A 21,007-nucleotide genomic window follows, 5' to 3' on the forward strand; every position below is an offset into this window, starting at 1 on the left:
TATGTTTCACTGATTCTCATCGCCACCCGGCACCTCACAACAAGCCCAAGAACAAGAGTGCAGCGCCATGAATCTGAGCAAGGTCGACCTCAACCTTTTCATTGTCTTCGATGCGATCTACACCGAAGCCAACCTGACCCGCGCCGGGCAGATCGTCGGCATCACTCAGCCGGCCGTGTCCAATGCCCTGGCCCGCCTGCGGGAGACCTTCAACGACCCACTCTTCGTGCGCACTGCCCAAGGGATGGTGCCGACGCCCATGGCCCAGAACATCATCGGTCCGGTGCGCAACGCCTTGTCGCTGCTGCGGGTATCGGTGCAGGAAAGCCGGATCTTCAACCCGTTGCAGGCGGTCAAGACCTACCGCATCAGCATGACCGACCTCACTGAAGGCGTGATCCTGCCCCTGCTGTTCCAACGCCTGCGCCGCCTGGCACCGACCGTGGCGATCGAAAGCTTCCTCTCCAAGCGCCGTGAAACCACCAAGGAACTGGCCGCCGGCCGCCTCGATTTCGCCGTCGACGCGCCGCTCAACACCGACCCGCAGGTGCGCCACGTCAAGTTGATGGAAGATCGCTACGTGTGCGCCATGCGCAAGGGCCATCCATTGGCGGGCAAGGAAAAGATCAGCCTCGACGATTACCTGGCCCAGACCCACGTGCATATTTCCAGTCGCCGCAACGGCCTGGGTTATGTCGACCTGGCCCTCGGCAAGATGGGCATCCAGCGCAAGATCGCCCTGCGCTCCCAGCACTACCTGATGGCCTCCCAGGTGCTACAGCAGACCGATATGGTCATGACCGTTCCCGAACGCTTTGCCCGTCGTCACGATTTGCACGCCTTCCTGCTCCCGGTCAACGACGTGCCACCGGTGGAAACCCACTTGTACTGGCACGAAAGCACCGACCAGGACCCCGCCAACCGCTGGATGCGCGAGCAGATGATCGAGCTGTGCCAGCAGGTGACGGCCCATGAGAAGAAGCTCGATACGGTTTAGAAGACGATAATATTGTGGGAGAGCGAGCCTGCTCGCGATAGCGGTAGACCAGCCAATGCCATGGCGACTGATTCGACGCTATCGCGAGCAGGCTCGCTCCCCACAGGTTTCGTGTGCAAAACCTCATTGCTTGACGCGAACGTCAACCTGCCATTAGCTTAGCGCCAGTCCCTTTCGTTTCGAGCGCGTTCATGAGCAGTCAGACCTACAGCATCTCCGACCTCGCCCGCGAGCTGGATATCACCACCCGGGCCATCCGCTTCTATGAAGAACAAGGCCTGTTGAGCCCGGAGCGACGGGGCCAGGAACGTATTTACTCGCCGCGGGACAAGGTCAGCCTGAAGTTGATCCTGCGGGGCAAGCGCATCGGTTTTTCCCTGGCCGAGTGCCGCGAGCTGATCGAACTCTACGATCCCTCCAGCGGCAATCAGAAGCAGTTGCACAGCATGCTGGCGAAAATCGCCGAGCGCCGGGAACAACTCGAACAGCAATTGCTGGACATCGAACAGATGAAGCTGGAACTCGACACCGCTGAAGAACGCTGTATCCAGGCGCTGGAGCAAACGATCAAAGGCGAGGAAATCGTCCAGTAACACTTTCTGAAAAAACTGTGGGAGCGAGCCTGCTCGCTCCCACAATGGCTCATCATTGCTCTCGATATATTGGCACCCCCACCACAGGTCAATCCCCATGTCCCTCCCCTCCTTTGTACGCTTGATCGAAGTCGGCCCTCGTGACGGCCTGCAGAATGAAGCACAGCCCATCAGCGTCGCCGACAAGGTGCGCCTGGTAGATGCCTTGAGCGCCGCCGGCCTGGGCTACATCGAGGTCGGCAGTTTCGTCTCGCCCAAGTGGGTGCCACAAATGGCCGGCTCCGCCGAGGTGTTCGCGCAGATCCAGCGCAAGCCGGGTGTGACCTATGGCGCTCTGGCACCAAACCTACGGGGCTTTGAAGACGCGCTGGCGGCGGGCGTAAAAGAAGTCGCGGTATTCGCCGCCGCTTCCGAAGCGTTCTCCCAGCGCAACATCAACTGCTCTATCAAGGAAAGCCTGGAGCGCTTCGCGCCGATCATGGAGGCCGCCAGGCAGCACGGCGTCAGTGTGCGCGGCTACGTGTCCTGCGTACTGGGCTGCCCCTATGAAGGTGCGGTCAAGCCTGAGCAGGTGGCTTGGGTCGCTCGGGAACTGTATGCGATGGGCTGCTACGAGGTCTCCCTGGGTGACACCATTGGCACAGGCACCGCTGGCGCCACACGCCGGATGTTCGAAGTGGTGGGCGCCGAGGTGCCGCGGGACAAGCTCGCCGGACACTTCCACGATACCTACGGCCAGGCCATGGCCAACGTGTACGCCAGCCTGCTGGAAGGCATCGCGGTGTTCGACAGCTCCATCGCCGGCCTTGGCGGCTGCCCTTATGCCAAGGGCGCCAGCGGTAACGTTGCCACCGAAGACGTGCTGTACCTGCTCGATGGGCTGGGTATCGAAACCGGTGTCGATCTGAATGCCCTGATTGCCGCGGGTCGGCAGATCTGTGATGTGCTCGGTCGTCCTAGCGGGTCGCGTGTCGCCAAGGCCCGTAGCGCACAGTGAGGTGTTACCGCTGGCTTTGTAACAGCGGCGAAACGAGTAACACGGAAACAATTTGTCAGGTTTGGCCCGTCAGCTTTTTCAGCCTAAAAACACAACTCATTGATTTATATGAGTTTTTAAAAGTTGGCACGCCACCTGCTATATCTCTGGCATAACAAGAATAAAAAAACGCAGCAAACCCAATAAAAACAAGACGAAACGACTCTGACATAACAAAAACAACACGGCAGAGACGCAGCTAACAGATTTTTTTGGAGAAGATGTGCTTTTCAGGGTGCTTCCAGAAGCAACCCGCAACCGGACAGAGAACAATAAAACTACCTTCAGGTAGCTCCCGAATCGGTTGGATCGCAAGGCGAAAAAGCAGATCAGCGCTCAAAAAAATACGTTTGCTCTTGATCCCGGATGGGGATCGCCAAAAACAGCGGTAAAGGGCCACGGCTGCCAAAAACAACAACAGGCCGCCCCTCAATAATAAAAAAAGAGCACGCGACGACAAAATTAAAGGGGAGCTTCGGCTCCCCTTTGTGCTGTCTGGGGTTTTGGTTTTTCGGTTGTTTGGAAGGCGGTGTATCAGCCACAGCGCTTTGACCGACACACCGCATCGCGAGCAGGCTCGCGCCCACAGGTCTTGTGGCTAGTCTTCCTTCTTGCGCAGTTCTTCGATGCTGATTTCGCGCATGCGGAATTTCTGGATCTTGCCGGTGACCGTCATCGGGAATTCCTCGACGAATTTGAAATGACGCGGCGTCTTGAAGTGGGCAATGCGCTCCTTGCACCAGGCTTGCAGCTCTTGCTCGCTGGCGCTGTGGCCGGGATGGAACTTGATCCAGGCGACGATTTCCTCGCCGTAGCGCGAACACGGGATGCCGATCACTTGCACGTCCGCCACGGCCGGATGGGTGAAGAAGAACTCTTCCAGCTCGCGCGGGTAAACATTCTCACCACCACGGATGATCATGTCCTTGTTACGTCCGACGATGCGCACATAGCCCTGCTCGTCCATGGTCGCCAGGTCACCGGTGTGCATCCAGCCATCGGAGTCGATGGCATCGGCGGTGCCCTTGGGGTTGTTCCAGTAACCCAGCATCACGCTGTAACCACGGGTACACAGTTCGCCAACGGCGCCACACGGGACGACATTGCCTGCCTCATCGATAATTTTGCTTTCCAGTTGCGGCTGGGTGCGGCCGACGGTGGTCACGCGCAATTCCAGTTCGTCTGAAGGACCAGTCTGCAATGACACCGGGCTGGTTTCCGTCATGCCGTAGGCAATCTGCACTTGCGCCATGTGCATTTCGTTGATGACCCGCCGCATCACTTCGATGGGGCATGTGGCGCCTGCCATGATCCCGGTGCGCAGGCTGGACAAGTCAAAATCACCTCGCAGTGGCTGGTCCAGCATGGCGATGAACATGGTGGGCACGCCATACAGTGCAGTGGCTTTTTCCTCGGCCACGGCCTTTAGCGTCAGCAACGGGTCGAAGGCATCGTTGGGGTAGATCATGGTGCTGCCGTGAGTCATGCAACCCAGGTTGCCCATGACCATGCCGAAGCAATGGTAGAGCGGCACCGGGATCACCAACCGATCGCCAGCGCTCAGGCCCAGGCTTTCGCCGACCATGTAACCGTTATTGAGAATGTTGTGATGGCTGAGGGTCGCGCCCTTGGGAAAGCCGGTGGTGCCGGAGGTGTACTGGATGTTCACCGGCTGATCGAAATGCAGGCTGGCCTGACGCTCGGCCAGTTGTTCAGGCGTAACCGCCGCGCCAAGGCCTGCCAATTGCGCCCAGGGCAGAAAGCCTGAAGGCGGCTGGGGATCGAGGCTGATCACGCCTCGCAAATCCGGCAAGCGCTCACTCTGCAGGTGGCCGATCGATTGCTCTGCCAGCTCTGGCGCCAGCGCTTGCAACATGGCGTGATAATCCGAGGTCTTGAACGCCCCGGCACACACCAGCCATTGGCATCCGGATTGTTTGAGCACGTATTCGAGTTCAGAAACCCGATAGGCCGGATTGATGTTGACCAGAATGACGCCGATCTTCGCACTGGCGAACTGGCTGATGCACCACTGGGCGCAATTGGGCGCCCACACGCCAAGGCGATCACCGGTTTTCAAGCCCAACGCCAACAAGGCGCGGGCGTGCAGATCGACGGCCTCGGCCAGTTGCCGCCAGGTGTAACGCAGCGATTGATGGCGAACCACCAGCGCCTCGTACCCTGGATACTGGGTTACGGTCTGGTCGAAAGCCTCGCCGATGGTTTGCGCCAACAAGGCCTTGGCCTGGGAGCCACAGGTGTAGCTGAGCTGCGAATGCGAACCGGGTTGATCCATGACGCCCCCTCTTGTCTTTATTAGTGGGTGTAGCGGTGAACCTGATGCAGAGCACAGTTACTCTCGCTCAAGTTGACGTTAACGTAAAGGGCGATTGACAGCTTCTCGTCGCAGGCTTACGTTAACGTAAAGGTGAGAGCCATCCCGCCACTCTCCACACCCGATAAAAAAGCCAAAGGTGTCCCATGAGCTACCCATCCCTGAATTTTGCCCTCGGCGAAACCATCGACATGCTCCGCGACCAGGTGCAGGCCTTCGTCAAGGCCGAACTGGCGCCGCGAGCAGCGCAGATCGATATCGATAACCTGTTTCCCGCCGACATGTGGCGCAAGTTCGGCGACATGGGCCTGCTGGGCATTACCGTACCGGAAGAATATGGCGGTGCTGGCCTGGGCTACCTGGCCCACGTGGTGGCGATGGAAGAAATCAGTCGCGGCTCGGCCTCGGTCGCCCTCTCCTACGGCGCCCACTCCAACCTCTGCGTGAACCAGATCAACCGCAACGGCAACCACGAACAGAAAACCAAGTACCTGCCCAAGCTGATCAGCGGCGAACACATCGGCGCCCTGGCCATGAGCGAGCCGAACGCCGGCTCCGACGTGGTCTCCATGAAACTGCGGGCCGACAAGCGTGGCGACCGTTACGTGCTCAACGGCAGCAAGACCTGGATCACCAACGGTCCCGATGCCAACACCTATGTGATCTACGCCAAGACCGACCTGGAAAAAGGTCCCCACGGCATCACCGCCTTCATCGTCGAGCGCGACTGGAAAGGCTTCAGCCGCAGCAACAAGTTCGACAAGCTCGGCATGCGTGGCTCCAACACCTGCGAGCTGTTTTTCGATGACGTCGAAGTGCCGGAAGAAAACATCCTCGGTGTGCTCAATGGCGGCGTGAAAGTGCTGATGAGCGGTCTCGATTACGAGCGCGTAGTACTCTCCGGCGGTCCGACCGGGATCATGCAGGCGTGCATGGACCTGATCGTGCCGTACATCCACGACCGCAAGCAATTCGGCCAAAGCATCGGCGAATTCCAGCTGATCCAGGGCAAGGTCGCCGACATGTACACCCAGCTCAACGCCAGCCGCGCTTATCTATATGCCGTGGCCCAGGCCTGCGAGCGCGGCGAAACCACCCGCAAGGACGCCGCCGGGGTGATCCTCTACAGCGCCGAACGCGCCACGCAAATGGCCCTCGACGCCATCCAGATCCTCGGTGGCAACGGCTACATCAATGAATTCCCGGCCGGTCGCCTGCTGCGTGACGCCAAGCTGTACGAAATCGGTGCTGGCACCAGTGAGATTCGTCGGATGTTGATCGGCCGCGAACTGTTCAACGAAACCCGCTAACGGAGCTGACCATGGCCACGCTGCACACTCAGCTCAACCCACGCTCCCCGGAGTTCATAGCCAACCGCGATGCGATGCTCGGACACGTCGAGGCCCTGCGCACCTTGCTCGCGCAAGTGCGCCAAGGCGGCGGCCCCAAGGCCCAGGAACGGCATACGTCGCGGGGCAAGTTGCTGCCCCGTGAGCGCATCAACCGGCTGCTGGATCCGGGCTCGCCGTTTTTGGAGATCAGCCCGTTGGCGGCTCACGAAGTCTATGGCGAAGATGTGCCGGCGGCCGGCGTGATTGCCGGCATTGGTCGCGTGGAAGGCGTCGAATGCATGATTGTCGCCAACGACGCGACGGTCAAAGGAGGCTCTTATTATCCACTGACGGTGAAGAAGCACCTGCGCGCCCAGACCATCGCCCAGCAAAATCGCCTGCCGTGCATTTACCTGGTGGATTCGGGCGGCGCCAACCTGCCACGCCAGGACGAAGTGTTCCCGGACCGCGAGCACTTCGGCCGGATCTTCTTCAACCAGGCCAACATGAGTGCCCAGGGCATCCCGCAGATTGCCGTGGTCATGGGTTCCTGCACCGCTGGTGGCGCCTATGTGCCGGCCATGGCGGACGAGGCGATCATGGTCCGCCAGCAGGCGACGATTTTCCTCGCCGGACCACCCTTGGTGAAAGCCGCCACCGGCGAGGTGGTCAGTGCCGAAGACTTGGGCGGGGCCGACGTGCACTGCAAGATTTCCGGCGTGGCCGACCATTACGCCGACAGCGACGAACATGCCCTGGCCCTGGCCCGTCGTAGCGTCGCCAACCTCAACTGGCACAAACAGGGGCAGTTGCAGCAACACCTGCCCATCGCCCCGCTGTACTCGAGCGATGAGCTGTACGGTGTGGTTTCGGCCGACGCCAAGCAACCGTTCGATGTCCGGGAAGTGATCGCGCGCCTGGTGGACGGTTCGGTGTTCGACGAATTCAAGGCGCTGTTCGGAACGACGCTGGTGTGCGGCTTCGCTCACTTGCACGGCTACCCGGTCGCGATCCTCGCCAACAACGGCATCCTCTTCGCCGAGGCCGCGCAGAAAGGCGCGCACTTCATCGAACTGGCGTGTCAGCGCGGGATTCCGCTGCTGTTCCTGCAGAACATCACCGGCTTCATGGTCGGGCAGAAGTACGAAGCGGGCGGCATCGCCAAGCATGGTGCCAAGCTAGTGACGGCGGTCGCCTGTGCCAAAGTGCCGAAATTCACCGTGATCATCGGCGGCAGCTTCGGCGCGGGCAACTATGGCATGTGCGGTCGCGCCTACGACCCACGGTTCCTGTGGATGTGGCCAAACGCGCGGATTGGCGTGATGGGCGCCGAACAGGCGGCCGGCGTGCTGGTACAGGTCAAGCGCGAGCAGGCCGAACGCAGCGGCCATCCCTTCAGCGCCCAGCAGGAAGCCGAGATCAAGCAGCCGATCCTCGATCAATACGAAGAACAGGGCCACCCCTATTATTCCAGCGCCAGGCTGTGGGACGACGGCGTCATCGACCCGGCCCAGACCCGCGACATACTGGGCCTGGCCTTGTCCGCGTCACTGAACGCGCCTATCGAACCGAGCCGCTTCGGCGTGTTCCGGATGTAAACGGGGAATGACCATGGATAACTTCAACACCCTCGAACTGCACACCGACCCACGGGGCGTTGCCACCCTGTGGCTCAGCCGCGAGTCGAAAAACAACGCGTTCAACGCCGAAATGATCCGCGAACTGATCCTTGCCCTGGACCACGTCAGCAGCGATCCAAACTTGCGCTTCCTGCTGATCCGCGGGCGCGGCAAGCATTTCAGCGCTGGCGCCGACCTGGCCTGGATGCAGCAATCGGCCGAGCTCGACTACCACACCAACCTCGATGATGCCCGGGAACTGGCGGAGCTGATGTACAACCTCGCCAAGCTGAAGATTCCCACGCTAGCCATCGTCCAGGGTGCGGCGTTCGGTGGTGCACTGGGGCTTATCAGCGCCTGTGACATGGCCATTGGCGCTGATGAAGCACAGTTCTGTCTATCGGAAGTGCGCATTGGCCTGGCGCCGGCGGTGATCAGCCCGTTCGTGGTGCAAGCCATCGGCGAGCGTGCGGCGCGTCGTTATGCCCTGACTGCAGAACGCTTCGACGGGCAACGCGCGAAAGAAATCGGTTTGCTGTCGGAAAGCTACCCGGCCGAAACCCTCGACCAGCAAGTCGAGCAATGGATCGACAATCTGTTGCTCAACAGCCCGGCAGCCATGCGCGCCAGCAAGGAACTGTTGCGCGAAGTCGGTAACGGCGCCCTGACCCCGGCGCTGCGGCGCTACACCGAAAACGCCATCGCCCGTATTCGCGTCAGCCCGGAGGGCCAGGAAGGTCTGCGGGCCTTCCTGCAAAAGCGCGCGCCGAACTGGCAAGCCGAATCGAGTCATAAGGAGCCGCGTCGATGAGCGCACCCGCCCTCACCACATTGCTGGTGGCCAACCGTGGCGAAATCGCCTGCCGCGTGATGCGCACCGCCAAGGCCATGGGCCTGACCACCGTTGCCGTGCACAGCGCCACCGACCGCGATGCCCGCCACAGCCGCGAAGCCGACATTCGCGTCGACCTGGGCGGCAGCAAGGCAGCCGACAGCTACCTGCAAATCGACAAATTGATCGCCGCCGCAAAAGCCAGTGGCGCCCAGGCCATCCACCCCGGCTATGGCTTTCTGTCCGAGAACGCCGGGTTCGCCCGGGCGATTGAAGACGCTGGACTGATCTTCCTTGGCCCACCGGCCTCGGCCATTGATGCCATGGGCAGCAAATCGGCGGCCAAGACCTTGATGGAAACTGCCGGGGTGCCCCTGGTGCCCGGTTATCACGGCGAAGCCCAGGACCTGGACACCTTTCGCGACGCCGCCGAGCGCATCGGCTACCCGGTTTTGCTCAAGGCCACAGCCGGCGGTGGCGGCAAGGGCATGAAAGTCGTCGAGGATGTCAGCCAATTGGCCGAAGCCCTGGCCTCGGCCCAGCGTGAAGCGCAGTCCTCGTTCGGCGACTCACGGATGCTGGTGGAGAAATACCTGCTCAAGCCGCGCCATGTGGAAATCCAGGTATTTGCCGACCAACACGGCAACTGCCTGTACCTCAACGAACGCGATTGCTCGATCCAGCGCCGCCACCAGAAAGTGGTGGAAGAAGCCCCCGCGCCCGGCCTGACCCCGCAACTGCGGCGGGCGATGGGCGAAGCCGCCGTGCGCGCGGCCCAGGCGATTGGTTATGTCGGGGCCGGTACGGTGGAGTTTCTGCTGGATGCGCGGGGCGAGTTTTTCTTCATGGAGATGAACACCCGGTTGCAAGTCGAGCATCCGGTCACCGAAGCGATCACCGGACTGGACCTGGTGGCCTGGCAGATCCGCGTCGCCCAAGGCGAGCCATTGCCGATCACTCAAACGCAAGTGCCGCTGCTGGGTCACGCCATCGAAGTACGGCTGTATGCCGAGGATCCGGTCAACGATTTCCTGCCGGCCACCGGGCGCCTGGCGTTGTATCGCGAATCGGCCGAGGGGCCGGGGCGGCGGGTCGACAGTGGTGTGGAGGAAGGTGACGAGATCTCGCCGTTCTACGACCCGATGCTCGGCAAGCTGATTGCCTGGGGTGAAGACCGTGAGCAGGCGCGCTTGCGGCTGTTGAGCATGCTCGACGAATTTGCCATTGGCGGGCTGAAAACCAACATTGGTTTTCTGCGACGAATCGTGGCCCACCCCGCTTTTGCGGCGGCGGAGCTGGATACCGGATTTATCCCACGTTACCAGGGGCAATTACTTCCAGAGCCTGGCGAATTGGATGACGCGTTCTGGTCCGCAGCCGCCCAGGGATTCGCCTTGAGCCTGACACCGCGCGTACGCGGTGATGACGCCGACTCACCTTGGGCCAGCACCACCGGGCTGCGCCTGGGGCTGCCCAAGGAAACCACCCTGCACCTGAGCTGCGAAGGCCAGGATCGCGCGATAACGCTGGACATCAGCGCCCGCCGCGCGGAACTCAAGGGCGAGCAACTGATAATCGAGCAGCACGGCCTGCGCCGCAGCCATCGGGCCATTCGCCGGGGCGATAGCCTGTATCTGCAATGGGCGGGTGACCTGCACCGGATCGACCTGTACGACCCTCTGGCCGCCGCCGAGGCCAGCCACAGCCATCAAGGTGGCCTGGCTGCGCCCATGAATGGCAGTATCGTGCGGGTATTGGTGAGTGTCGGCCAAACGGTGGAGGCCGGGGCTCAACTGGTGGTACTGGAGGCCATGAAAATGGAGCACAGCATTCGGGCGCCGAAGGCCGGTGTGATCAAGGCACTGTATTGCCAGGAAGGTGAAATGGTCAGCGAGGGCAGTGCCCTGGTGGCGTTCGAAGAATAGAAATCGGCCCGCTCCCAGGGCCGATCCAGTCAGAACCTGATGGTAGCCTGCACCACCACACCGATGAGGCGGCACTGTTCGGTGTACAGGGTTTTCGGGTAAGTCGGATTGAGCGGAACCAGGTAACGCTGACCGCTCTCTTCGATCAATTTGCGAAAGGTCGCGTCACTGCTGCCAGGCAAGCAGGCGACCACCAATTTGCCAGGCACCGCCTCGATGGCCGGATCCACCAGGATCGACATGCCCTCGGGAATGCTCAACCCGCTGGGTGCGGTCATCGCATCGCCCACCACTACCAGCCAGAATGCATCGCCCAGGGCGTGGTAGTCCGTCAGCTCGTAGCGCGCCTGGCTGTAGGCGCCAGGATCACCTTCGCGAACCCCGCCAACCTCATGCCATTCACTGACCGGGTAGCGGAAGTACGGGTTGTACTTCTGCGCCAGGGCCATGCCTTCGTCCGTGGAGGTGTCCGGCTCGCGAATCACCATTGCCACCTCCAGAAACTCCAGCCCCAGCTCCCGCAGGACCCGGTTCATGTCTTCGACACTGGGTTGCCGGCGCTTGGTCAGCCAATGGCCGACGCCGCCCTGGGACATTCCCAACCGCTCTGCGAGCACCACTTGCGTGATGCGCAGCTCCTTCATCTTGGCCTTGACCAACTCTATCCATTTATCCATGTGCGGCACGATACGTGGGTGACTGTGACCATTCAAAACACAAATTGTAGTATTTAAATTATCGTCACAATTACGATAAGTACTATTCTGGATTCAGGAGTTCAGCCCCCTACACGGAGATTTCCATCACCATGGATACACCCAGCAAAGACCAGCCCAGCAGCCCTTTCGACGGTACGTTTCCTCCCTTGCAGGATTGTCCGGCGGCCAAACGTGCCCTCGACTACTACCTGAAACCAGGTGTTTCGCAGGCGCCGGCAGAACATCGCTTCTTCGACGTCAACCACAATATCAGCGCAGAAGAAGCCCTCGTTCATGCGTGCGACCTGCTGCGTTGTGCCGCGGCGACCGCCCACGAGTCCGCCAACCAGTTGAATGGTTCAAGCCGTGACCTGGCATTTTCGGTGGTGCACATGATCGATCTGGTCAAGGTGATGCTTGACCGATCCCTGGATGGCTACCCTACCCGCTAGGAGTAACGCTTGGGAATGTCGTCGCGAACGCGAACGACGAGAAAAATTTTCCAATCGATGCGATAAAACCATTTGACTTGCAAATGATAATGATTATTATTGCATCAGCTGGTCGCGAGATCAGTCGATAGACCAGAAGACCTTAGGTCGGACTTCTGGAATATCTCCTCATCAGGCTAATCACGGTTTTTGACCCGGCTTTTTGCCGGGTCTTTTTTTGCCGATTTTTCGGCTTATGGCTTCAGGCTAATGAAGTCTTTTTGGATGCTGCCAATTCGGTGGCGGCGATGATAGCAAATGAATATCCGTTTACAAGAGCCCTCCCGCCACACAGGCGAAATCTATCGCTAACCAGCACTTGAGAATCAATTGCAGACTCTCTAAGCTGGCTCGGCGTCCAGGGAGGACGCCCCCTCGTTTACGTGACTTAAATCGTCTCGATTCGCCTTCCTTGCGTGTAAAGTAACGGCATGAAAATCCTTTCCAGGAATCGTGACCGTGGCTAAATCTTCCTTTGATATCAGTGCCAATTTCGACAGCGGCAACATCGAGGTCGTCGACATCAGCAACCCGTTGCAGTCGTTGCTCAAGATCAGGCCCGACACCCGCAGTGCCCATTTCCAGTGGTTCCACTTCAAGGCCAGCGGCCTGCATGTCGGCCAGGAATATTCCTTCCGCCTGCTCAACGCCAGTCAATCGTCCTATAACAAGGCCTGGACGGGCTACCAGACCGTTGCCTCCTACGACCACGTCAATTGGTTCCGCATTCCGACCCAGTTTGAAGGCGACGCCCTGCGCTTTCATCTGGAGGCCGAACAACCCCACGCCTGGTTCGCCTACTTCGAACCCTACAGCCGCGGTCGTCATGATTGGCTGATCGAACAAGCGCAGCACAAGGCCGGCACCGAGCTATTGGCCGTTGGTAAAAGCGTGGAAGGCCGTGACATTCAACTGCTGCGCAAGGGCAACGGTGCCGAAGGCCGACGCAAAATCTGGATCATCGCCCAGCAGCACCCCGGTGAGCACATGGCCGAATGGTTCATGGAGGGCGTGATCGAACGCCTCCAGCACCATGACGATGCGCAACTGAACCGGTTGCTCGCCAAGGCCGATCTGTACCTGGTACCGAACATGAACCCCGACGGCGCATTCCACGGTCATCTGCGAACCAACGCCATGGGCCAGGATCTCAACCGTGCCTGGCAGAACGCCAGTCCGGAAATCAGCCCCGAGGTTTTTTTCGTACAACAGCAAATGGAAAAGTACGGCGTCGATCTGTTCCTCGACGCTCACGGCGATGAGGAAATCCCCCACGTCTTCACCGCCGGTTGCGAAGGCAACCCAGGCTACACGCCACGCATCGCCAAACTCGAAGAGCGCTTTCGCAGCCATCTCAAGCACCAGACCAAAGACTTCCAGACAGCTCACGGCTACACCCGCGACGAACCGGGCCAGGCCAACATGACCCTGGCCTGTAATGCGGTCGGGCAGAAATATGACTGCCTGTCCCTGACCCTGGAAATGCCGTTCAAGGACCACAACGATCACCCGAACCCGATCACCGGCTGGTCTGGCAAACGCTCGATGCAACTGGGCAAGGATGTGTTGAGCACCATCGAGGCCATGGTCGACGAGTTGCGCTGATCCAATGACCTGATCAACCCTTGTCCAAGGTGCTTCCCTGAGTGGGAACAATGTGGGAGCAAAGCTTGCTCGCGATATAGGCGGTGAGGTCTTTCTGAAACCGAGTCGCCTGTATCGCGAGCAAGCTTTGCTCCCACCATCAACCCTTGCCGCGCAACATGCTGTCCAACACCTCATCCCGACGCACCCACGCGTGAAACAACGCCGCCGCCAGATGCACCAGCACAGTCAGGAACAGCAAGTAAGCCAGGTACCCGTGGGCCTTGCGCAGCAGCGCGAACGTCTGGGCGTGCGCTGGCAGGATCGAGGGCAGTTGCAACCAATTGCCGAGCATCACCGGATCCCCCGCCGCCGAAATCATGCCCCAGCCCAGCAGCGGCAGAACCAGCATCAAGGCGTACAGCAACACATGCGAAGCCTTCGCCGCCAACACTTGCCAGCCTGGCAGATCGGCCGGCAGCGGTGGTTGTCGGGTACTGAAGCGCACCACCAGGCGCACGATCACCAACAGCAAAATCGCGATACCCAATGGCTTGTGCAACTGAAGCAGCCATTCATGGCGCTCGGACACCGAGGCGACCATGCCCGCGCCGATAAACAGCATGGCGATGATCATCAATGCCATCAGCCAGTGCAGCAACCGAGCCAGCGGTGCAAAGTGACGAGGGGCGCTCATGGGCGGGACTCCTGGTGGGCGGGCAATTGGTTCACTTCGCTGGTGCGCCGCAGGTAGGAACTGGCATAGGCGGCGGAGCGCGCGACCAGCAGCGGATCGTCGGAACCTTCGATCCCTTGGGGCAAGATCAGCGGGTCATAGTTGATGTCGCGGCATTCGCCGTTGTCTTGCGCCTGGGTACGCTCCAACACCAGCGTGCCGGCATTGAGTACCTTGCGGTCAGCGGGCCAGGCCTTGCTGGCGTCGTTCACCGGATCACCCGGGTTGGCCAAGGTGATGTTCAGTTGCCAGCGCAACGGCCCGGCGGCGAGACGCTTCACCAAGTCTTGCTCGAGGAAGTCGGCCCCCTGGGGTGGCGTCGTATCCGCAGCGTCCTGAGTCATCGGCACCACGCCCCAGCGCACCGCCTGGCGTTGCCCGGCGGGGTTGACCAGATAGAACGCGTTGATGCCGTTGTAAGTTTCGCTGGCATAACTGGCCGACGGCTTGGCGGTCTTGATCCATTGCAGGAATGGCGCGGCTTCGGGGTGAGCGGCAAAGAACGCCGGTACGGCCGCAGGGTTCGGTTTTCCTGTGGCGGGGTCCGGCGACTGGGCTTGCTGCAGTTGGTAGAAGGCTTCGGGCGTGCCCACCGGAAACACCGGCATGCTGTTCATGCCGGTGCGCCACTGCTGGCCGTTGGCCTGGGTAAAACGCAGCGCCAGGCTGCGAATCGGCACGCTTGCGTCCGGTGCATAGGGGTTGCCGCTGGGCAAGGCGAAACGCCCGACCACCGGCGTTTGCGGCTGCGAGAACACTTGGGCGCTGGAATAGGCGCTGGCCTCGCCCGTGCTTTGGAAATAGCCCACGACGCAGACACCTTTGGAGTGGTTACGGCGAAAGCCCGGGTGAACGCCGTTGTTTTTTTCCAGGACATTGACCAGCGCCTGCGGTGTCAGGCGCTGTGGGTCGAGGCTGCCATTGACGTAGGCAAACGCCCCGGCCAACGCGGCAACAATCACGGCGATGCCGCTCAGGCGCAATGTCAGGGCGGCGGCACTCAAGGGTGGCCGGCTCGACGAGAATGAAGGATCAACCATGAGAAAGCTCCAGGGCGCGAGGCCATTCGTTGGAAATGGACCCGTCAGACGAAGGACCGTCAGGTTTATTCCCATGCCTCGTATTTATTTTTCCTGCCCTGGAATAATCTCGTTCGTGGGTCGTCTTTCCAGTCCCGGCGCAGTGACTGCCCACAGAAGCCACACCCTATGAACGCACTCGACGAACAGTTGCGCGAACTCATCCCCAGGCTACGGCGTTTTGCCGTGTCGCTGACGCGCAACCCGAGCAATGCCGACGACCTGGTGCAGATGTGCCTGGAACGGGCGTTGTCCAAATGGACCGACAAGCGCCCGGACGGCGACCTGCGGGCCTGGTTGTTTTCGATTCTGTATCGGCAGTTTCTCGACGGCCATCGCCGCTCCCGGCGGTACGCGCGCATGCTGGAGTTTTTCACCGGTCGCGATGACGCCCATCCTTCGGCCGAGCGTAGCGTGATCGCACAATCGTCCCTGCAGGCCTTCGATCAGCTCACGACGGAACAGCGTGCCCTGTTGCTCTGGGTGTCGGTGGAAGGCTTGAGTTACCAGCAAGTCGCCGACATCCTCGGCGTGCCGACCGGCACGGTCATGTCCCGCCTGTCCCGCGCCCGCCAGGCCTTGCGCCAACTCAGCGACGGCGAAATCACCCGCCCTGCCCTGCGGATACTCAAATGATCAACATCCCCCCCAGCGACAGCGACCTGCACGCCTACGTCGATCGCCAACTGAGCGAGGCCGACCAGCGCCTGGTGCAGGCCTACCTGGCCAACCAGCCTGAAGTCGCCGCCCGGGTCCGAGCCTGGCAACAGGACGCGCAGCACCTGCGCACGGCCCTGAGTGGAACCTTGCAGCAGCCGCCCAACCCGGACCTCGACCCGGCGATGATTCGCCAGCACCTGAAACATCGCTCCCGCCGCCACCTGGCCAGCGCCGCGATGTTGTTGCTGGCCGTCAGCGTGGGAGGCTTCGGTGGCTGGCAAGCGCGGCAAATGACCCTGCTCAGCGCCGCAGCCCCCATGGCCGATGCCCTGCAGGCGTACCGGTTGATTGCCCAGCAGGGTATCCTGCCAGCCGATTACCAGACGGGCGACGAGCGGAGCATGCAAGGCTGGCTCGACCGCTACTTCACCCAGGCCGACCGACTGCCCGACCTGTCGGGCGCGGGCTTCAAGCCGGTCAGCGGGCGCTTGCTCAGCACCGAGCAAGGGGCGGCGGCCATGGTGGTTTACCAGGACCAAAGCGGTCAGAAGATCAGCTTCTACGTGCGCCCACCGGGCCCGAAAAACTTCCTGCTCCCTCGTGGCAGCCGCCGTGACGGCGAGCTGCAAGCCGAGTACTGGTCCGGCCCGGGCTACAACTATGCGATGGTCATACCCAGCGATATGCCGGCAGCGCAGCGGCTCAAGCAAACCCTGAATTTCTGATCCCCGCCGCCGCCCCTGTGGGAGCGAACCTGCTCGCGATAGCGATGTGTCAGCCGGCACATTGCTGACTGGACCACCGCTATCGCGAGCAGGCTCGCTCCCACAAGGGTTCTGCGATAGTTCAGAGGAGTCGGTTCACCCCTGCCCAAACACCTGCGAAGGCCTGCGCAGCAATGGGTCGAACGGGTTGATCCGCGGCCCTATCAGGGCCGCCTCACGCTTGAGCATGTCCACCACCGTCGGCAGGCGATCAGGCCCCAGGCGATCGCTCACCGTCGCCACGCTCAAGGCGGCCACGGCCCGGCCGTCACGGTCCAGGATCGGCACGGCCACCCCGGCCATGCCTTGCAATACACCGGTGTTGCGCCCGGCGTAGCCCAGCGTGCGCACGTTCTCCACTTCCGAACGCAGGAAGACTTCATCGTACAAATGGAAATCCTTGAGCCGCGGCAGGTTGTATTGAATCACCGTGTCGCGCTCTTCTTCCGGCAGGAACGCCAGGATCGCCAGGCTGCCCTGCCCCACGCCCAACGCCACGCGCCCCCCAATGTCGCCGGTGAACGTGCGGATCGGAAATGGCCCTTCGCTACGGTCCAGGCAGATGGCATCGAAGCCGCTGCGGGCGAGCAAAAATAGCGAGTCTCCCAAGGAAGCCGACAACCGCAGCATGGCCGGGCGCACCAGTTCGCGCAGGTTGCCGGTGTTACCGGCGCGGGCGGCCAGGGCGAAGAACTCCAGGCTCAGGCGATAGCGCTTGCTGCGAGCGTCCTGCTCGACCATGCCCTCGTCCATCAGGCTGCGCAACAAGCGATGGGTGGTGGGTTGGGACAAACCGATGCGCTGGGCCAATTGCGTCACCCGCTCGCCGCCCTCGACGGTGTCACCCAGGCTGCGCAACACGGCAAACAGTCTGGAGACCGCGCCGACACCCACCTCGCCTTTTTCATTATTCCGTTCAGTGGAATTAAACATGCTATTTCTCATTATTAAATTTACTCACTGAATGAAATTGAAAATAGTCTTCGCTTCAGTGAAATAGTCCATTGAGCCCATCCTATTCTTCGTCCTACTCTGCGTCCATACAGGGGCGATTCGAACAACAGCGGCAGCCGACTCAAGGTCGAGCGCCAACGCACCCCAGCAGCACCTTTTCGTATCTGCCCATACAAAAAAGCGCGCCCTTGCGGCGACGCATAACAATCCCAGGTGGAGCGCAGCTATGGCTTTTGTGCAACTTGAAGGACTTGGCAAACGTTACGGCGACATCGACGCCGTGGTCGCCACCAACCTGTCGGTGGAAAAAGGCGAGTTCGTCTCGCTACTGGGGCCTTCGGGCTGCGGCAAGACCACCACCCTGCAAATGATCGCCGGCTTCGTCGAAGTCAGCAGCGGGCGCATCCTGCTGGACGGCCGCGACATCACCCATGCCAAGCCCGCCAGCCGTGGCCTGGGGGTGGTATTCCAGAGCTACGCGCTATTCCCCCACATGACCGTCAGGGACAACGTCGCTTTCGGCCTGCGCATGCGCAAGGTCGCCAATGCCGAGCTGCAACAACGCGTGGATCGAGTGTTGAAGCTGGTGCGCCTGGACCAACACGCCGAACGCTACCCACGGGAACTCTCGGGCGGCCAGCGTCAACGCGTGGCGCTGGCTCGAGCCTTGGTGATCGAGCCGCCGGTGCTGTTGCTCGACGAACCGCTGTCCAACCTCGACGCCAACTTGCGCGAAGAGATGCAATACGAAATCCGCCGCATCCAGCGCGAAGTCGGAATCACTACCCTGATGGTGACCCATGATCAGTCCGAAGCCCTGTCGATCAGCGACCGGGTCGTGGTGATGCAGGCCGGGCGTATCACCCAGATCGACGCGCCGTACACCCTTTACGAGCACCCACGTACCGAATTCATTTCCGGCTTCGTCGGCAAGGCCAACCTGCTGCCCGGCCTGCGCGATGGCGCGGGCGTCGTTCAAGTCTGCAACCGGAGCGACGCTGACCTGACCCTGAGCCTGCGCCCGGAAAAAATCGATCTGCTTGCCTCGGGCTCGGGCCGCCTGCAAGGCACCCTCGTCAGCCGCTTCTTTCTCGGCAGCCAATGGCTGTACGGCGTCACCACCAGCCTGGGTGAACTCTGCGTGGTACGCCGCAACGACGGCTCCGCGCCCTTGGTCGAAGGCACGGCGGTGGGCCTGGACTGGGATCCGGCGCTGCTGCGGGTGCTGAGCACGGACGAGGTGCCGGCATGAAGCTGATCGATGCGATGCGCCGTGGCCGGCAAGGTTACCTGATGTCCGCGCCGGCCCTGGCCTTGTACCTGGGCCTGCTGGTCATTCCCTTGGGCTTGACGCTCATCCTGTCATTCAACGTCTTCGACTACAGTTCGGGCATCAACAACGACGCCTTTACCTTCGACCACTACACCAGCCTGCTGGGGGACCCGTACTTCTACGAGATATTCCTGCGCACGTTCTGGATCAGCGCCCTGACCACGCTCTTGTGCGTGCTGATCGGTGTGCCCGAGGCGTACATCCTCAGCCGCATGGGCGCACCGTGGCGTTCGATTTTCCTGATCCTGATTCTCACGCCGCTGCTGATTTCAGTGGTGGTGCGAGCCTTCGGCTGGAGCCTGCTGCTCGGCGCCGACGGCCTGGTCAACCAGGCTCTGCAAGCCTTCGGTGGCGCACCGATGAAGCTGCTCTATACCCCGTTCGCCGTGGTCATCGCCCTGGTCCACGTGATGTTGCCGTTCATGATCATTCCAGTCTGGACCTCGTTGCAGAAACTCGACCCGGCCGCCGAACAGGTCGCGCTGTCGCTGGGGGCCAGCCAGTTCACGGTGATCCGCAAGGTCGTGCTGCCACAGATCATGCCCGGCGTGCTCTCCGGCACGCTGATCGTGTTCGGCCTCGCCGCCAGTTCCTTCGCCATCCCCGGTCTGCTCGGCGGACGGCGCTTGAAGATGGTCGCCACGTTGATCTACGACCAGTACCTGTCAGAACTGAACTGGCCCATGGGTGCGGCCATTGCTGTCGCCCTGCTGTTGCTCAACCTGCTGATCATGCTGTCGTGGAACCGGATGATCGAAGGCCGCTACAAGAAGTCATTGGGGTAACGGGTAATGTCCAGAAACGGTCCTTTCGCACTGCTGTTCCACGCCCTGGTGGTGATCTTCATGCTCGCGCCGCTGGTGGTGGTCTGCCTCGTCGCCTTCACCCCGGAAAACACCTTGAGCCTGCCGACCACCGAGTTCTCCCTGCGCTGGTTTCGCGCCGTGTTCGAGCGCGCGGACTTTGTCGACGCGTTCTACAACAGCCTGATCCTGGCGTTCTGCGCGGCCTCGCTGGCGACCTTGATTGCGGTGCCGGCGGCCCTGGCGATCACCCGGCTCGAGTTCCCGGGCCGGGATTTCTTCAATGGCCTGTTCCTGTCGCCGATCATCATTCCGCACCTGGTATTGGGGGTGGCGTTACTGCGTTTGTTTGCGCTGATGGGCGTGAACGGCAGCTTTTCCTGGCTGATCTTCGCCCATGTGCTGGTGATCACGCCGTACGTGCTGCGCCTGGTGCTGGCCTCGGCCATTGGCCTGGACCGCAGCGCCGAGCAGGCCGCGCAATCGTTGGGGGCTGGGCGCTTCACGCTGTTCCGGCAAATCACCCTGCCGATGATCCTGCCGGGGGTGGCCGGAGGCTGGTTGCTGGCGTTCATCAACAGCTTCGATGAAGTCACGCTGTCGATCTTCGTCACCTCGCCGGCCACGCAAACCCTGCCGGTACGCATGTACGTATACGCCACCGAATCCATCGACCCGATGATGGCGGCGGTGTCGGCGCTGGTCATCGGGCTCACCGCGCTGACCATGATTCTGCTCGACCGGGTCTATGGCCTGGATCGAGTCCTGGTAGGCAAACAATGAGGGTGTCATGGCACTGCTGAAACGACTGGCCGAAGGGGACCGCCCGGCCCTGGACTTTACCCTCGACGGCCAGCCCGCCACCGGCCTTCTGGGGGACACCCTGTTGACCGCCGTGCTGACCTGCAGCGAGCACCTGCGCGGCAGTGACTTCAGCGCCGAACCCCGGGCCGGTTTCTGCCTGATGGGTGCCTGCCAGGACTGCTGGGTGCGCCTGGGTGATGGCCGCCGCGTACGCGCCTGCTCGACCCTGCTCGAAGCCGGGCAGCACATCATCCGCGAACCGGGGCGCCAGGTATGAACAATGTAGCCAAATATGCCCCCATCGCGAGCAGGCTCGCTCCCACAGGGGACTTGTGCCGACCACAAAATCCACGTCCACCGCAAATCCGATGTGGGAGCGAGCTTGCTCGCGATGGCGTCTTTAAAGATGTCGCCAATCTCACTGCATCGCCAA

The 21,007-nt window shown here is 61.3% G+C and carries 20 protein-coding genes; 15 read left to right on the forward strand and 5 right to left on the reverse strand.

All coding sequences use genetic code 11. From position 1 onward, the window contains the following. Window positions 1-67: 67 nt before the first annotated feature. The 3 genes from GN234_RS08025 to GN234_RS08035 all read left to right on the forward strand — a co-directional run bounded on the left by GN234_RS08025 (window position 68) and on the right by GN234_RS08035 (window position 2,587). On the forward strand, window positions 68-997 hold the full coding sequence (locus tag GN234_RS08025) for a LysR family transcriptional regulator (protein ID WP_109751673.1): 930 nt from the start codon (window positions 68-70) through the stop codon (window positions 995-997). Between the two features lie 191 nt (window positions 998-1,188). Then, entirely contained in the window at window positions 1,189-1,590 is a 402-nt protein-coding gene (locus GN234_RS08030; protein WP_057447765.1) for a MerR family transcriptional regulator, read from the forward strand. Window positions 1,591-1,687: 97 nt separating this feature from the next. Then, complete coding sequence (locus tag GN234_RS08035; protein WP_109751672.1) at window positions 1,688-2,587, forward strand: hydroxymethylglutaryl-CoA lyase; 900 nt, start codon at window positions 1,688-1,690, stop codon at window positions 2,585-2,587. Between the two features lie 637 nt (window positions 2,588-3,224). Here GN234_RS08035 and GN234_RS08040 read toward each other — a convergent pair. After that, window positions 3,225-4,922: an AMP-binding protein gene (locus GN234_RS08040; RefSeq protein WP_176688237.1), complete on the reverse strand. Its 1,698-nt coding sequence runs from the start codon at window positions 4,920-4,922 to the stop codon at window positions 3,225-3,227. 185 nt (window positions 4,923-5,107) lie between these two features. Between GN234_RS08040 and GN234_RS08045 the strand changes: the two genes are divergently transcribed. Genes GN234_RS08045 through GN234_RS08060 form a run of 4 tightly spaced genes read left to right on the forward strand, consistent with a single transcriptional unit; the run spans window position 5,108 to window position 10,668 of the window. Further along, window positions 5,108-6,271, forward strand: a complete 1,164-nt coding sequence (locus GN234_RS08045; RefSeq protein WP_109751670.1) for an isovaleryl-CoA dehydrogenase — start codon at window positions 5,108-5,110, stop codon at window positions 6,269-6,271. Between the two features lie 11 nt (window positions 6,272-6,282). Then, complete coding sequence (locus GN234_RS08050) at window positions 6,283-7,890, forward strand: carboxyl transferase domain-containing protein (RefSeq protein WP_163854576.1); 1,608 nt, start codon at window positions 6,283-6,285, stop codon at window positions 7,888-7,890. 13 nt (window positions 7,891-7,903) lie between these two features. Further along, on the forward strand, window positions 7,904-8,722 hold the full coding sequence (locus GN234_RS08055) for a gamma-carboxygeranoyl-CoA hydratase (protein WP_109751668.1): 819 nt from the start codon (window positions 7,904-7,906) through the stop codon (window positions 8,720-8,722). Further along, the gene (locus GN234_RS08060) at window positions 8,719-10,668 is read left to right on the forward strand and encodes an acetyl/propionyl/methylcrotonyl-CoA carboxylase subunit alpha (protein WP_176688238.1); all 1,950 of its coding nucleotides are present in this window, start codon (window positions 8,719-8,721) and stop codon (window positions 10,666-10,668) included. The genes GN234_RS08055 and GN234_RS08060 overlap by 4 nt, the downstream gene beginning before the upstream one ends. A 29-nt stretch (window positions 10,669-10,697) precedes the next feature. Here GN234_RS08060 and GN234_RS08065 read toward each other — a convergent pair whose 3' ends face one another. Further along, window positions 10,698-11,345: a LexA family protein gene (locus GN234_RS08065; protein WP_109751666.1), complete on the reverse strand. Its 648-nt coding sequence runs from the start codon at window positions 11,343-11,345 to the stop codon at window positions 10,698-10,700. A 131-nt stretch (window positions 11,346-11,476) separates the two neighbouring features. Between GN234_RS08065 and GN234_RS08070 the strand changes: the two genes are divergently transcribed. Next, entirely contained in the window at window positions 11,477-11,818 is a 342-nt protein-coding gene (locus tag GN234_RS08070; RefSeq protein ID WP_176688239.1) for a DUF6124 family protein, read from the forward strand. 492 nt (window positions 11,819-12,310) lie between these two features. Beyond that, window positions 12,311-13,462 carry a M14 family metallopeptidase gene (locus GN234_RS08075; protein ID WP_109751664.1) on the forward strand — a complete coding sequence of 384 codons (1,152 nt, stop codon included), beginning with the start codon at window positions 12,311-12,313 and terminating at the stop codon, window positions 13,460-13,462. A 139-nt stretch (window positions 13,463-13,601) separates the two neighbouring features. Here GN234_RS08075 and GN234_RS08080 read toward each other — a convergent pair whose 3' ends face one another. Both GN234_RS08080 and GN234_RS08085 read right to left on the reverse strand, forming a co-directional pair. Beyond that, window positions 13,602-14,138 carry a cytochrome b gene (locus tag GN234_RS08080; RefSeq protein ID WP_109751663.1) on the reverse strand — a complete coding sequence of 179 codons (537 nt, stop codon included), beginning with the start codon at window positions 14,136-14,138 and terminating at the stop codon, window positions 13,602-13,604. Further along, complete coding sequence (locus GN234_RS08085) at window positions 14,135-15,217, reverse strand: catalase family peroxidase (RefSeq protein ID WP_176688240.1); 1,083 nt, start codon at window positions 15,215-15,217, stop codon at window positions 14,135-14,137. The genes GN234_RS08080 and GN234_RS08085 overlap by 4 nt, the downstream gene beginning before the upstream one ends. 168 nt (window positions 15,218-15,385) lie before the next feature. Here GN234_RS08085 and GN234_RS08090 point away from each other — a divergent pair, with 168 nt between their 5' ends. After that, window positions 15,386-15,892 carry a sigma-70 family RNA polymerase sigma factor gene (locus GN234_RS08090; RefSeq protein WP_109751661.1) on the forward strand — a complete coding sequence of 169 codons (507 nt, stop codon included), beginning with the start codon at window positions 15,386-15,388 and terminating at the stop codon, window positions 15,890-15,892. Beyond that, window positions 15,889-16,641 carry an anti-sigma factor family protein gene (locus tag GN234_RS08095; protein WP_109751660.1) on the forward strand — a complete coding sequence of 251 codons (753 nt, stop codon included), beginning with the start codon at window positions 15,889-15,891 and terminating at the stop codon, window positions 16,639-16,641. Before GN234_RS08090 ends, GN234_RS08095 begins: the two co-directional genes overlap by 4 nt. Window positions 16,642-16,776: 135 nt before the next feature. Here the strand turns inward: GN234_RS08095 and GN234_RS08100 are convergent, their stop codons facing one another. After that, window positions 16,777-17,613: an IclR family transcriptional regulator gene (locus tag GN234_RS08100; RefSeq protein WP_163854580.1), complete on the reverse strand. Its 837-nt coding sequence runs from the start codon at window positions 17,611-17,613 to the stop codon at window positions 16,777-16,779. A gap of 247 nt (window positions 17,614-17,860) precedes the next feature. Between GN234_RS08100 and GN234_RS08105 the strand changes: the two genes are divergently transcribed. From GN234_RS08105 to GN234_RS08120, 4 genes are read left to right on the forward strand one after another with little or no spacing between them, the layout of a single operon-like run. Continuing rightward, window positions 17,861-18,886 (forward strand): ABC transporter ATP-binding protein, encoded by a 1,026-nt coding sequence (locus GN234_RS08105; RefSeq protein WP_163854582.1) that lies wholly within the window; start codon window positions 17,861-17,863, stop codon window positions 18,884-18,886. Further along, window positions 18,883-19,752: an ABC transporter permease gene (locus tag GN234_RS08110; protein ID WP_176688241.1), complete on the forward strand. Its 870-nt coding sequence runs from the start codon at window positions 18,883-18,885 to the stop codon at window positions 19,750-19,752. Before GN234_RS08105 ends, GN234_RS08110 begins: the two co-directional genes overlap by 4 nt. 6 nt (window positions 19,753-19,758) lie before the next feature. Further along, a complete protein-coding gene (locus GN234_RS08115) occupies window positions 19,759-20,553 on the forward strand; it encodes an ABC transporter permease (protein WP_163854587.1) in 795 nt (264 codons plus the stop codon). A gap of 7 nt (window positions 20,554-20,560) precedes the next feature. Further along, a complete protein-coding gene (locus GN234_RS08120; RefSeq protein ID WP_109751655.1) occupies window positions 20,561-20,851 on the forward strand; it encodes a (2Fe-2S)-binding protein in 291 nt (96 codons plus the stop codon). Window positions 20,852-21,007: the final 156 nt, after the last annotated feature.

Source organism: Pseudomonas bijieensis (assembly GCF_013347965.1).
GTDB classification, from domain to species: domain Bacteria; phylum Pseudomonadota; class Gammaproteobacteria; order Pseudomonadales; family Pseudomonadaceae; genus Aquipseudomonas; species Aquipseudomonas bijieensis.